Source organism: Paludisphaera sp., assembly GCF_037189885.1.
In the GTDB taxonomy this organism is placed as follows: domain Bacteria; phylum Planctomycetota; class Planctomycetia; order Isosphaerales; family Isosphaeraceae; genus Paludisphaera.
Genome location: NZ_JBBCIR010000010.1, coordinates 139,297 through 152,814, shown reverse-complemented (window position 1 = coordinate 152,814; position 13,518 = coordinate 139,297). Strand labels below are relative to the sequence as shown.

At 70.6% G+C, this 13,518-nt stretch carries 9 protein-coding genes and 1 tRNA gene; 2 read left to right on the top strand and 8 right to left on the bottom strand.

From position 1 onward, the window contains the following. Positions 1–17 precede the first annotated feature (17 nt). Positions 18–554, top strand: a complete 537-nt coding sequence (locus tag WG209_RS04715) for a gamma carbonic anhydrase family protein (protein ID WP_337173854.1) — start codon at positions 18–20, stop codon at positions 552–554. 329 nt (positions 555–883) lie between these two features. After that, the gene (locus tag WG209_RS04710; RefSeq protein ID WP_337173853.1) at positions 884–1,891 is read left to right on the top strand and encodes an aromatic alcohol reductase; all 1,008 of its coding nucleotides are present in this window, start codon (positions 884–886) and stop codon (positions 1,889–1,891) included. 355 nt (positions 1,892–2,246) lie between these two features. On the opposite strand, the gene WG209_RS04705 is transcribed toward WG209_RS04710, so the two are convergent. The 8 genes from WG209_RS04705 to WG209_RS04670 form a co-directional block, all read right to left on the bottom strand. Beyond that, positions 2,247–2,918: a 4Fe-4S binding protein gene (locus WG209_RS04705; protein ID WP_337173852.1), complete on the bottom strand. Its 672-nt coding sequence runs from the start codon at positions 2,916–2,918 to the stop codon at positions 2,247–2,249. Between the two features lie 31 nt (positions 2,919–2,949). Then, positions 2,950–5,505, bottom strand: a complete 2,556-nt coding sequence (nuoB, locus tag WG209_RS04700) for an NADH-quinone oxidoreductase subunit NuoB (protein WP_337173851.1) — start codon at positions 5,503–5,505, stop codon at positions 2,950–2,952. A gap of 106 nt (positions 5,506–5,611) precedes the next feature. Beyond that, positions 5,612–5,684: transfer RNA gene (locus WG209_RS04695), tRNA-Ala, on the bottom strand. A gap of 83 nt (positions 5,685–5,767) precedes the next feature. Further along, positions 5,768–6,904, bottom strand: a complete 1,137-nt coding sequence (locus tag WG209_RS04690; protein ID WP_337173850.1) for an SGNH/GDSL hydrolase family protein — start codon at positions 6,902–6,904, stop codon at positions 5,768–5,770. Between the two features lie 25 nt (positions 6,905–6,929). Beyond that, positions 6,930–8,012, bottom strand: coding sequence for a Gfo/Idh/MocA family oxidoreductase (locus WG209_RS04685; protein WP_337173849.1), 1,083 nt, complete (start codon positions 8,010–8,012; stop codon positions 6,930–6,932). Further along, the gene (locus tag WG209_RS04680) at positions 8,009–8,893 is read right to left on the bottom strand and encodes a homocysteine S-methyltransferase family protein (protein WP_337173848.1); all 885 of its coding nucleotides are present in this window, start codon (positions 8,891–8,893) and stop codon (positions 8,009–8,011) included. Before WG209_RS04680 ends, WG209_RS04685 begins: the two co-directional genes overlap by 4 nt. Then, positions 8,890–9,273, bottom strand: a complete 384-nt coding sequence (locus WG209_RS04675; protein ID WP_337173847.1) for a hypothetical protein — start codon at positions 9,271–9,273, stop codon at positions 8,890–8,892. The genes WG209_RS04680 and WG209_RS04675 overlap by 4 nt, the downstream gene beginning before the upstream one ends. After that, positions 9,270–13,328, bottom strand: a complete 4,059-nt coding sequence (locus WG209_RS04670; RefSeq protein WP_337173846.1) for a PVC-type heme-binding CxxCH protein — start codon at positions 13,326–13,328, stop codon at positions 9,270–9,272. The genes WG209_RS04675 and WG209_RS04670 overlap by 4 nt, the downstream gene beginning before the upstream one ends. Between the last annotated feature and the right edge of the window lie 190 nt (positions 13,329–13,518).

Here is a 13,518-nt window from a genome sequence, read left to right as displayed (position 1 = left end):
TCGAGGCCAGTGCGATTATGCCCGATTCATCGTCTGTAAAACAGCCTCGACTCGACCCCACCGTCTTCGTGGCGACCGGCGCGATCGTGCTTGGGGACGTGACGATCGGCGCGGATTCGAGCGTCTGGTATCAGGCCGTCATCCGCGGCGACACCGAGGCGATCCGCATAGGCTCGGCGACGAACATCCAGGATTTGACGATGATCCACGCCGACCCGGGCATCCCCTGCACCATCGGCGACCGGGTTACCGTCGGCCACCGGGCCATCCTCCACGGCTGCGCGGTCGAGGACGGCTGCCTCATCGGGATGGGCGCCATCCTCCTGAACGGCGCGAGGGTCGGCGCCGGCTCGGTGGTCGGCGCCGGGGCGCTGTTGCTGGAAGGGATGGAAGTGCCGCCCGGCTCCCTGGCCGTCGGCGCCCCCGCGCGGGTCGTCCGGCTCGTCGGCGAATCGGCCCGCGAGGGCCTCGAACGCTCCTGGCGACACTATTGCGACCTGGCCCGTCGCCACCGCGCCGGCGACTTCCCGCCCGCCGCGACCGCCCCGATCTAGCCCCTCGTCCGTTGGCTTCGTTCGCGCGCCGGGCGCGGCTCTCGGACGCCCGAAACATCCAATCAGAGAATGACTTGCGACACAATCTCATTGGGTTCGTTCGTCGTTTTCGAAGTGGTTTCTTGAGACCCCTCGCCGACCTCCACCCGTTTCTCGCGCGGCTCGCCGTGATCGTTGGCCTGAACAGGTCGCGTCTCGCGGCCCCTATTCGATCCTCGGGATCGAACTCCGCGGTCCTCGACGGCGTCCAATCGCCAACCAGGGCGAAGGCCACGGGCAGGCCGGCGGTCGGTCGGTGGTAGGCAGCGGCGGACGGGCATTTTGCCGCGTTGCTCTCGGATCCCCCGGTTGCCCACGCCCGATACACTTTCGGCGCATGGCGATCCTCGATTTCCATTCCGCCGGAGGCTGACTTCATGCCGGATAGCACGACGATCCTCGTCCTGGGCGCCGGCGAACTCGGCATGGCCGTTCTACGCAGTTTGGCCGGTCGCGCGAAACACTCTCCCGGGACGACCGTTAGCGTCCTTCTTCGCCCGTCGTCGATCGATTCGGCCGACCCTCACAAGAGGCGGGACATCGACGAACTCCGCTCCCTCGGGATCGGTCTCCTGCCGGCCGATCTCGCCATCGCCTCGACCGCCGACCTGTCCGCGCTCTTCGAACGCTTTCACACGGTCGTCGGCTGCACCGGCTTCGTCACCGGGGGTGGCTTCCAACTCAAGGTCGCCCGCGCGGTACTCGACGCGGGCGTGAGGCGATACGTCCCCTGGCAATTCGGCGTGGATTACGACGTCATCGGGAGGGGCAGCGCCCAGGAGCTGTTCGACGAGCAATTGGAGGTTCGCGACCTCCTTCGATCTCAGGATCGGACGGGATGGATCATCATCTCGACGGGCATGTTCACGAGCTTCCTGTTCGAGCCGTCGTTCGGCGTGGTTGACCTCGCGCTAGACACGGTTCACGCCCTGGGCGGCTGGGACAATGCCGTCACCGTCACGACGCCCGAGGACATCGGCGCCCTGACGGCGGAGATCCTCTTCGAGGAGCCGCCGATCATCAACCAGGTCATCTACACGGCTGGAGACGTGATCACCTATGGACGCCTGGCCGAGGTCGTGGAATTGGTCTTGGGGCGGAAGGTGCCGCGGAAGCCATGGAGCGTGTCCGAGTTGAGGGAGGAGCTGGCGAAGGACCCCGGCAATCCCATCAAGAAGTATCGGGTCGTCTTCGCGGAGGGACGAGGGGTCTCGTGGGACATGAGCAAAACGTTCAACGCGCGGCGGGGGATCGAGGTCGTGGATGTGGAACGGTGGGCGCGCGGGAATCTGAAATAGGTGATTTCATACCGTATTCGGGGCACAAAGCTATCTTTGGGGCGCGGCGGACGGGTATGACGATCGGAGTGGGCACTCCGGCGTCCATGGCTCGTGTCTCCAGCGGTGAGGCTCGTGTTCAACCTCATTGGGCAAGGCACAACCCCTATGCTTCAGAAGAAAAAGGCTTATCGCCGGCCGCGGACGAGGTGGAGATCGGCGAGCATGAGCGAGAGATGGGGACGACGCCGCGTCTTCTGAACCGAATCCGGGATGTCAAGGAGCGCAAGCATCGGTCATCCGTATGCTCCGCCCCTCGACTCGCGAGATTTCAGGTTTCCGGATTTTTATCCCGGATCGACGACGCCATCTCGCCTCACGCCCCGGTCCTGGCGCCGAGGGCCTTGCGGAGGCGCTGGTCCTTCTTCCTGGCGACCTTGGCGCGTTCGGTCGTCTCCTCGGGGCTGGCCCAGGCCTCGGGGTGGGTTTGCGCGTAGTAGGCGCTGGAGACCAGGAGGTCGCGCTGATCGAAGACGTGGGTCTGGTGCCGCTCGGCGTTGGCCAGCTCGAAGTTGTGGTCCATCTTGATGGCGTCGAACGGGCAATACTCGGCGCACAGGCCGCAGTTCATGCAGACGTCCATGTCGATGAAGAACTCCTCGGAGAGCGGGACCACGGTCCCCTTCGGGCTCTTCGCCTGGACCATCCAGATGCATTGCGGCGGGCAGACCTTCGCGCAGATGTTGCAGGAGGTGCAGCGGACGTTGCCGTCCTCGTCGTCGTAGATGAGCACCGGCAGCATGCGGAACCGCTCGTAGACCGGGAGCCGCTCGTCGGGGTACTCGACCGTGAACAGGCCGTCGGTCCGCTCGTCCTGGACGACGACGCGCTCCTGGCCGGGGGCGGGGCCGCGGAAGAGGTCGACGGGCAGCGGGCCGCCGCCGCGACGGCGCAGGGCGAGGCCGTCGCGGACGTCGCGCGCGAACGTGAGCAGGAACCGCCTGAGCGTGATCCAGTGGCCCCGGAACACGCCTCGCCCGATGGACATGACTGACACCCTTCCTTCGCGTCCGCCGACCTCAGCGATCGACCTCGCCCAGCACGATGTCGAGGCTCCCCAGGATGCCGACCACGTCGGCGATGGTCCCCCCCAGGCACATCTCCTCGAGCGCCGTCAGGTTGATGAAGCTGGGGCTCCGGACGTGGTAGCGGTAGGCCGTCGCCGAGCCGTCCGACACCAGGTAATAGCCCAGCTCCCCCTTGGGGTTCTCCACCCTCCCGTACGCCTCGCCGGCCGGGACCTTGATCTGATACGTCTTCTTGCCCGCCAGGATCGGGCCCTCGGGGATCTCTCGGACGGCCTGCTTGAGGATCCGGACGCTCTCGCGCATCTCCTGGAGCCGGACCCAGTAGCGATCATACACGTCCCCCGCCGCGCCCGTCGGGATCTCGAAGGCGAAGCGGTCGTAGATGCCGTAGGGGGCGGCGACGCGGAGGTCATACGCCACGCCCGAGGCCCGCAGCACGGGGCCGCCGGTCGAATAATTGATCGCGTCCGCGGCCGAAAGCACGCCGACCCCCTTGGTCCGGTCGAGCATGATCTCGTTGCCGGAGAGGTAGGCGTCCAGCTCGTCGATCTTGCGATCGAGCCGCGTCTCCACGATCGCCCGGCAGCGGTCGAGCCAGCCCGGCGGCAGGTCGGCCGCGACCCCGCCGAATCGGAAGTAGTTGCACATCATCCGGCTGCCCGACGCCCACTCGAACAGGTCGAGGATCAGCTCTCGCTCCTCGATCGCGTAGAGCGCCGGGGTGAAGAACGCCCCCAGGTCGTTGAGCAGGAAGCCGATCGACCACATGTGGCTGGCGACCCGCGTCAGCTCCGCCATGATCACGCGGATGTACTCGGCGCGCTCGGGGGGCCTCGCCTCGTCCCCCATCAGTTGCTCGACGGCCAGGGCGTAGCCGAAGTTGTTCCCCATGCTCGTCAGGTAGTCGAGACGGTCGGTGAACGGCATGTTCATCAGGAACGTGTTGCGCTCGCCGATCTTCTCGTGGTTGCGATGCAGGTACCCCATCACGGGCTTCAGGCCGACGACGGTCTCGCCGTCGACCCGGACGTTCATCCGGAATACGCCGTGGGTGCTGGGGTGCTGCGGGCCCATGCTGACCATGAACTGGTCGGAGTCGATCGCCTCGACCTGGACCCCCTCCGGGATCGCGTCGGCCCCCTTGGGGTCGTCCATGCCGGAGAGGTCGGCCCAGTTGTGGAACGCCTTCGGGATCTTGAGGTTCGTCCCGTGGGGGTTCAGCTCCTCGGACCGGAAGTGGAGCCCCCGCCCCTCCACGATGCGGCTGGGGAAGACCTTGGCGGGCACCTCGTAGTAAGGCTCCAGGTAGTCCTTGCGGAGCGGGTGGTAGGCGAAACCGTCCCACATCAGGATGCGAGTGAGTCCCGGGTGCCCGTCGAAGCGGACCCCCATCATGTCGAAGACCTCGCGCTCCTGGAGGTCGGCGCCGCGATAGACGTGGTAGAGCGACGGCACGACGCCCCGCCCCTCGGCCTCGTCGGTCCGCGCGCGCAGGAGGATCATCGAGCCCGGCCGCGTGGTGCTTTCGAGGTGGTAGTTCACCTCGATGCAGTCGGAGTAATGGACGCTCTGGAGGCTGGCGAGGTAGTCGAAGCGGATCTCGTCGCGGTCGCGGAGGTAGAGCGCCGCGGCGACGAGCCGGTCGGTCGGGATCAAGAGCCCGGCGTGGACGATCTCGGCCGTCCCGGCGCCGAGCGCGGCGTCGAGTCGGCCGGCCAGCGCGGCGAGGCCCTCGTCGCCGAGCCAGACGGCGCTGGGGCGGGCGACGGCCCGCCTCGGCCTCCGCGCGGGCTTCTTACCGGGCTCGACGGCGGACGGCGCGTCGTCGCCGGGCCGTGGGGCGGGGATCAGCGCGGGCTTCTCCAGCGATTCCTCGCGCCTCTCGACCAGGCCGGCGGCGGTGCGCTCCGCGGCCAGCTCGACGGTGCGGAGGTCGACGAGGTCGGGCCCGAGCGCCGGCACGGGGACGTCACGCTCCACATCGTCGCGGTACCAGGGGGCGACGGCCAGGGACTCGCCGTCGATCTTCTTCTGGAGGGCGATGATGCCGTTGATGAGGGCCTGGGGGGTGGGCGGGCATCCGGGGACGTAGATGTCGACGGGGAGGAACTTATCGATCCCCGAGACGACGTTGTACCCCTCCTTGAACGGCCCGCCGCCCGAGGCGCACGCCCCCATGGCCATGACGTACTTCGGCTCCGGCATCTGGTCGTAGAGCCGGACGATCTGGGGGATCATCGTCTTGGTGACGGTCCCGGAGACGATCATCAGGTCGGCCTGGCGGGGGGAGCCGCGGAAGACCTCGGCGCCGAATCGGGCGAGGTCGAACCGGCTGGAGGCCGTGCAGATCATCTCGATGGCGCAGCAGGCCAGGCCGAAGCCCAGCGGCCAGATGCTGGACCGCCGCCCCCAGTTGTAGACGACGTCCACCATCCCCAGCAGCTTGTCCCAGGACGTGACCAGGACGCATCGCTCCAGCTCGCGCTGGAGTTCGGGGTCGATGGGCGTGATCCACTCGGGCCGGATGATCGGCGGGGTGCTGCTCATGGCGGGCCTGCTGGGGGACGGCGGGCGAGTCGCCCTCGCGACGCCGCGACCGGCCGCCGCCTCGGTGGCGATCGCGCGGGCGTCGACTCGACGCCCGCGCGAGAAGTGGAGACGACCGGGATCGAACCGGCAACCCCCTGCTTGCAAAGCAGGTGCTCTCCCAATTGAGCTACGTCCCCGGGGCGGCGCCTGGGCCGACGCCGAGAGACCATTGTAGCGTCGGCCGGGCCATTTGGAAGCGGTACGATGCCGCCGGCCGGGATCAGCGGGGGGGCGACAGGGCCGCGGCGATCGTCTGGGCGTAGACTCGGTGGCCGAAGTCGTTGGGGTGATTGACGCCGTTGCCCGTCAGCTCGCGGTCGCGCTTGAGCGCCAGGAACCGCGACCAGATCGACGTCAGGTCGGCCAGCGCCACGCCGGGGGCCCGCAGCCCGGCCAGGGCGTCGCGGTAGGCGGGGAACAGCTCCTGCCGGAGCGCGACCCAGTCGGGATTGCCGATCATCGTGGCGACCAGGATGAATTCCGCGTCGGGCCGTCCCTCGCGGACGCCGGACATGACCCGCGCGATGTTGTCGCGGTACTCGGCGGCCGGGCGGCCGGCGGAGTCGTTCATGCCGAACGCCACGATCACAATGTCGGGCTCGGCCTCGACGACCTTGTCGATCATCGTCAGCGCCCAGGCCGTGTCCATGCCGCCGACCGACAGGTTCGCGAGCCGGACGTCCGACCCGAACCGCTCCCGGAGATGGAGGCGCAAAAGGTCGTGGTAGGCCGGCTGGAACGGGGCGCCGTCGGCCCAGCCCGAGGCGTTGCAGCCGGTCGAGATGCTGTCCCCCAGCACGACGATCGACAGCGGCTCCCCCTTCTCCAGCTTCGCCACCGATCGCGGGAGGGCGGCGGGGTCGAAGGGAGGCCGCGGCCCGTCCCAGGCGTCGGCGTCGTGCTCATAGGTTACGATCGTCTGGAGCGCGTGGTATTCGAGCTTCCCCCCGAACATGATCTCGTCGCCGCCGTCGCGATGGGTGAGCCGGTACGGCTGGCTCCCCGGGGGCCGCCGCAGGTCCTCGGGCCGGGACGCGACGATCCGCGAGCCGGCGGGGAGCGTGATCTCGCGCGAGCCGGGGGCCCAGGCGTAGTCGCGACCCTCCTCGTACGTCACGTCGCCGGCGGCGTTCCGCACCGCCAGGATCTTGCGGATCGGCATCAGGACGGAGGCCGTCGCCGTGTCCTGGCCGCCGTCCTTCACGAAGAGGACCGATTCCCCTTCCATCACCTCCCCTTCCCAGAACGGGCGCATCGCCTCGGGGCGATAGGTCCAGGCGGGCTCGGCGGCCTGGGCGGGCCCGGCGAGCATGAGGGCGAGGAGCGCCGGCGCGACGGTTCGGATCGATCGGGGCATGGGCATGGTCTCGGGGTTGACTCGGTCAGTCGAGCGGCATGTCGGAGGCGCGGAGGACGGCGGCCTGGACGGCGAAGTCGTGCCCGACGGCGAAGTCCGGGGCCTTCTCGCCTCGGATCACGCGGGCCATGTCGGCGGCGTCGTCGACGTAGCGGGTGTATCGGGGCATGGCCAGGTCTTGATACCCCTGGCGGTATGGCCCTCGGGGGCCCGCGAAGGCGACGCGGACGGCCGGCGAGTCCAGCGGCTGGATGTGGAAGGTCCCCTCCGTGCCGCAGACGGTCAGGTGCCGACGGGCGAAGCCCTCGACCTCCAGCGCCGTCGCGCGGACGGTCGCGGTCGCGCGGGGGTATTCGAGCACGGCCAGCATGTTGTCGAACAGGCCGTCGTCGGCCGGGGACGAACGGCGAGGATAAGGCGTCACCCGTTCCGGGGCGCCGAGCAGGCCGACGATCAGGTCGATGACGTGGCAGCCCAGCTCGAACATCATCCCGCCGCGGAAGTCGGCGAGCCTGGCGCGGTCGGCCGGCGCGACGACCTTGCTCATCACGGCGTGGACCTCGAAGACCTCGCCCAGCCAGCCCTTCGCCATCACCTCCCGCAAGAGCGCGACGGCCGGGTTGTAGCGGAACATGTAGCCCATCTGGACCCAGAGTCCCTGGCGGGCGGCGGCCTCCAGGATCCGGGAGTACTGGGGCAGCGACGCGCCGGCGGGCTTGTCCAGATGGACGTGCAGGCCGCGATTCACGCACTCCTCGGCGGCGTCGAGGAGATCGCGGACGCGGGTCTCCACCAGCACGGCGCGGAGGCCCGGCGTGGCGAGGAGTTCCTCGCGGGTCATCCAGGGGAGGCCGCGGAACGCCTCGTGGTCGGCGAACCGGGCGCGGAGGATCGGGTCGGGCTCGACGACGCCGACGACCTCGTAATCGTCGGAGCGGCGATAGACGTCCAGCTTGGTCGCGTGGCCGTGGCCGACGCCGATCTGGCCGACCTTGATCCGCGGCCGGTTCCCGGCCTCTCCCGCCCCGGCGCGGGGGGCGAGCGCGGTGGCCGGCGCGAGGCCGGACCATCGCAGGAACGAGCGGCGGTCGAGCGGCGGATTCGTCATGGGACCTCCTGGTCGGCGGCCCGCTTGAGGGCGCGGACGAATTCCGGGGACGCGCCGCAGCAGCCGCCGACGAAGGCCGCGCCGGCCTCGATGAACGCGGGGAGGAAGGCGGCGAATCCCGCGGGCGTCGTCGGGTAGACGGCGCGGCCGCCGGCGATGGTCGGCAGTCCGGCGTTGGGCTTGATCCAGACGCCGCGACCGTCGGCGGCGCGCAACCGGCGGCAGATCTCGACGAACTCGGCGGGCCCCGCGCCGCAGTTGGCGCCGACGGCGTCGACGCCCTCCTCCGCCATCGCGCGCGCGACATCCTCGGGCGTGGAGCCGTCGGGCGTCAGCGGCCGGCCCGTCGCCGTGTCGAAGTAGAACGACGCGACGACGGGGAGGCCCGCGGCCAGGGCCGCGCGGGCGGCCAGGCGGGCCTCGCCGACGTGGCAGAAGGTCTCCAGGGCGATCGCGTCGACGCCCCCCTCGGCGAGCGCGCGGGCCTGCGTAGAGAAGGCCTCGGAGGCGCGCGACGCGGCCTCGGTCGAGCCGGCGGCCAGCTCGCGGCCGAGCCCCGTCGGGCCGACGGAGCCGAAGACCCGGACGCCCCGCGACGAGACGGCCAGGCGGGAGAGCCGGGCCCCCTCCTGATTGATGCCCTGGGCCCGGTCGGCGAGGCCGAACCGGGCCAGCGCGATCGGGCTGGCCTGGAAGGTGTTGGTGAGGATGATCCCGGCCCCGGCCTCGACGTAGGAGCGGGCCACGGCCAGGACGTCGTCCGGGCGCGACAGGTTCCAGGCGTCGGCCGGCTCGCCGAGGGCCAGGCCGCGTCGCTGGAGTTCCGTCGCCCAGCCGCCGTCCAGGATCGTGGTCGGCCGGCGGTCGCGGAGGCGGGTCATGGCGCGAGGTACGCGATAACCGCCGCGGTCGCCGCGATCAGGGCCGAATTCGCGATGATCCGCCACGACGTCCGACGGTCGAGGGCCCGCGCCTCTTCCTCCTCGACCCGCTCGGTCCGCCCGGCCTTGGCGTCGAAGCCGGCGACCCCGCCGAGGCCGTAGTTGACGCAGAAGTTGCGCCGCGCCTGGAGGAACCCGAGCGCCGCCATGAGCGCGGGGCCGCCGACCCAGAGGCGGAGCGGCCGGGGCGAGCCCGCCCAGACGAAGTAGCCCCACAGGGCCACCGCGCCGACGAGCCCCGCCCAGCCGACCAGCCATCGCAGCCGGACCTCGGCGCGGCCGATGTTGCACGCGCCGGGGATGTATCCGGGGGTCGTCATGGCGCGTCCTTCGCTTCGAGCTTCGGGTCGAGTTCCAGCTTCAGGTCCTTGAAGCGGACCTCGGTCGCACCGCCGGAATGGAGCTGGAGCCCGAAGATGCCCCGGCGCGAGATTTGGGGGTCGTCCAGGACGACGGCCGGCTTGCCGTTGATGAAGGTCCGGATCGAGGGGCCGACGGCGACGATCTCGTAGTCGTTCCATTCCCCCTCGCGGACGTGCTTTTCGGCCGACTCCTCCCAGAGCAGGCCGCGGCCGCTCTCCTCGTACAGCTTGCCCCACCAGTCGGGGCCGATGTCGGCCTGGGGGCCCTTCATCTCGCCGTCGGGGAGGGCCTCGCTGCGGAACTGGACGCCGCTGTTCCCCTGGTTGCCGACGAGCTTCACCTTGAGGGTCAGGCGGAAGTCCGACGCGCTCAGGTCGCTCTTGAGGAACGAGTTGTGGTCCAGGCCCGCCGTCTTGCCGACGATCTCGCCGTCTTCCACCGTCCACAGCCCCGGCTCGGCCGACCAGCCGGTCAGGTCCTTGCCGTTGAAGAAGCCGGCGACGTTCTCCGGCGTCGCCAGCATCGGCGTCTGCGCCGGGCTGGCGAGGTAGGCGACCAGCGAGCGGACCTCGAAATCGGACAGCGGCGCCAGCAGGTCGTCGGGCATCATCGACAGGTCGCTCGGCCGGCGCTCGTCGATGTCGTCCTGGGGGATCACCAGCAGCTCGTTGGCCGTCTGCAACGTGACGGCGTCCTTGTCCTCCGCCTTGACGAGCCCGGTGAGGACGCGGCCGTCGACCGTCGCGAAGACGTGCGCGAGGTAGTCGTTGCCGATCAGGGCCGAGGGGTCCACCACGTTCGACAGGAAGTATTCGCGGTCGGCGCGGTTGGAGCCGGTGAGGTCCGGGCCGATGTCCGAGCCGGCGCCGAAGAGCGTGTGGCACTGCTGGCAGGTGCGGGCGAAGACGGCGCGGCCCAGCTCCAGGTCGGGCTTGGCCGCGTAGCCGGCGGTCAGGATCTTGCGATACTTGTCGATGAGCGCGGCCTTGTCGGCGGTGGTCTCCCGCGCGGCGCCCCAGACCTTACCGATCAGGGCGTCGACCTCGGCGTCCTTGTGGTTGCGGAGCTGGCGGACGAGGTCGGCCGACAGCTCGTTGGCCGCGACCCGGCCGGCCTCGACGGCCGCCAGCAGCGCCCTCGACGACGCCGCCCGCGCGGCCAGCGTGTTGAGGGCGTCGCGACGATCCTCGGCCCCGAGCGTCGGGTACAGCTCCAGGACGGCTGGCGCGGTCTCGGGGTCGTCATAGGCGGCGAGCGCCCGCAGGGCCTGGGCGCGCAGGGCCGGCTCGGCGAGCAGGCCGCGGAGGACCGGCGCGAGGCCGGCGTCGCGGGCCTTCAAGAGCGAGGCGAGGGCGTCCGCCCGCGCGGCCAGGGGCAGGTCGCCCTGGGCCAGCACCTTGCGGAGGAACTCCAGGGCCAGCGGGTCTCCGAAGGTCGCGGCGAGTTGGGTCGCCTGCCCGCCGATATCCCAGTCGCCGCCGTCGCGGAGCTTCTTGTAGGCGGCCGGCCAGTTCGCGGGCATCTCCGCGGTCCGACGGCCCTGGAGCGACTGGTTGGCGGCCCGGAGGATCGTCAGGCGGGCCTCGTTCGATTCGGCCCGGTCGAGCGCCGCGACGATCATCCCGAACGCCTCGGGCGTCCCCAGGGCGGCGACGCGGCGGACGGTGTTCGCCAGGATGCCGGGGAGCTTCGCCGACGCGGCCAGCCCCAGCGTCCATTCCGGCGAATCGGCCGCGACGGGCTCCAGCGCGTACCAGACCATCAGGGGGATGTTGTGATCGTCCGCGTCCTCGGCGTGGCCGATCAGGGCTTCCAGGATCGGCTTGCGGGCCGCCACCGGCAGCCGCTGGCAGGCCGAGGCCAACGCCAGCCGGACCACGGGCGAGGGGTCCGACGCCGCCAGTTTCGCGAAGACGTCCAGGATCGCCGGCGAAGGCGGGCCGACCTCGCAGGCCAGCTGGACGGCCCACGCGCGAGCGGGGACGTCGGCCGAGGCCAGCGCCTTGAGGGTCACGGCCTCGTCCAGCCCGCCGACGGCGTGCAGCGCCCACAGGGCGTTGAGCCGGGGCTTGGCCTCGGGCGCGTCGAACGCCTTCGACGCCAGCGCGGCGACCAGCTTCGCCCTGGCGTCGCCGTCCATGTCGGCCGCGCGTTCCTGGAGGATCCGCCGGGCGTGGCGGACCTGCCAGTCGTTGGGGTGGTCGAGAAGCGCGACGAGGTCGTCGACGGTCGCCTTCGGGTCGATGGCCCGCCCGGGGCCGAGTTCGGGGCCGTGGCTGACGACGAAGATCCGGCCGTTGGTGCGGTCGTGGGCGGCGGGGTCGGTCAGGTGGCATTCGTTCTCGTCGTACCAGTCGATCATGTACATCTGGCCGTCGGGGCCGGTCTTCAGGCTGATGAGCTGCGACCAGGCGTCGTTGGCCTTGAGGAAGTCGGGGGCGTGCCGGCCGACGAACCCCGAGCCTTGCGGGATCAGCAGGTCGCGGTTCAGCCGGGCGCCGTGGATGTTGTTCATCAGGAGCGAGCCGACGTATTCCCCGGGCCAGGCGTCCCCCTGGTAGATCAGGGCGCCGGCGTGCGCGTGACCGCCGCCGGCGAGGTCGGACCGGCGGTTTCCGCCGTGAGGGTTGCCCCCCAGGTAGTGGCGGTGGTCGGCGATGGTCGGGATGAGGTCGTAGGTATAGGGATTGAAGTCGCTCCCCGCCTGACGCTCGTACCGGCCCCCCTGGATCACGTGATAGAGGTGCGGGATGACGCAGGCGGTGAGGAAGGCGCGGCCGTCGGCGTCGAAGTCGACGCCCCACGGGTTGCTGGTGCCGTGGGCGAAGACCTCGAAGACGTGCCGCGTGGGGTGATACCGCCAGATGGCGCCGTTGAGGGGGGCGCGCTCGGCGTCGGGGGTGCCGGGCTTGCCGACGCGCGAGTGGGTGAAGACGCCGTGGCAGCCGTAGAGCCAGCCGTCGGGGCCCCAGTTGAACGAGTTGAGCGTCTCGTGGGTGTCCTGGTAGCCCCAGCCGTCCAGCAGGACGACGGGGGGGCCGTCGGGCACGTCGTCGCCGTCCTTGTCGGGGATGAACAGCAACTCGGGCGCGGCGCCGACCCAGACGCCGCCGAAGCCGACCTCGATGCCGCTGGCGAGGTTCAGCCCCTCGCGGAACACCTTGCGGCCGTCGAACTTGCCGTCGCCGTCGGCGTCCTCGAAGATCAGGATGCGGTCCTTGCCCTGGCCGTCGGGCTGGCGGATGGGGTAGGTGTAGGACTCGACCACCCAGAGCCGGCCGCGGTCGTCGATGGCGAAGGCGATCGGCTGGACGACGTCGGGCTCGCCGGCGTAGAGCGTGACCTTGAAGCCCGGCGGGGCCTCCATGGCCCTCGCCGCCTCCTCGGGCGAGAGCCCGGCGTGCGTGTAGGCGTCGGCCGCGGGGAGGCTCTCCCGCGAATCGCCGGGGGGCCTGGAATCCCAGAGGGTGAAGCCGTCGAAATTGATATGCCCCCAGCCGCCGGAATCGTCGTCGACGAGCCGGAGGAAGACGTCCCGCCCGACGTGGGCGCCGAGGTCAACGACCACCGGCCTCATGTCCTCCCCGCCGTCGCCCGCGGCGCGATGGATCACGGCCGAGTCGTCGGCCGCGACGATCTCCAGGCGAGTCGTCTCGCCGGAGCCGCCGCCGATCAGGAACCGGGCGAACGGCTTCGTCAGCTTGAACGGGGCCGAGGTGAGCGTCCCGCGCGGGGCGTCGCCCTCGCGCTCGTAGGTGCCGATCCAGTACCGACCCTCGTGGCCGCTCTTCATGTCGGCGCGACGCGCGGCCACCGCGTCCCCCTCGACGGGCTGGCCCCGGAAGGCGTCTCCCTGCGCGGTCCAGTCGCGGAGGTCGCCGGTTTCGAAGTCCAGGTTCAGCGCCCGGCCCGTCGAGTCGGTCGGGCGATGCCCTTCCTCCGCGCGAGCCCCGCCGACGGCGAGGGCCAGGCCCATGGCGACAAGGAGGACGGGGCTGCGGTGCGGACGCATGGGGATCGACCTCGATTCGACGGTGAATCTGGGCGCGGGCGCCGGGCCCGGGAAGAGGATGTTCCCCTCCAGGATGGACGAGCGAGCCGGGCGACGCAAGACCTCCGCCGCGCGGCATTCGCCTTGGCGAAATCCGGGGTCGGGACTACACTCCCCGGCGATCGGATCCGGCGGGCCGCGAGGCCGGAGG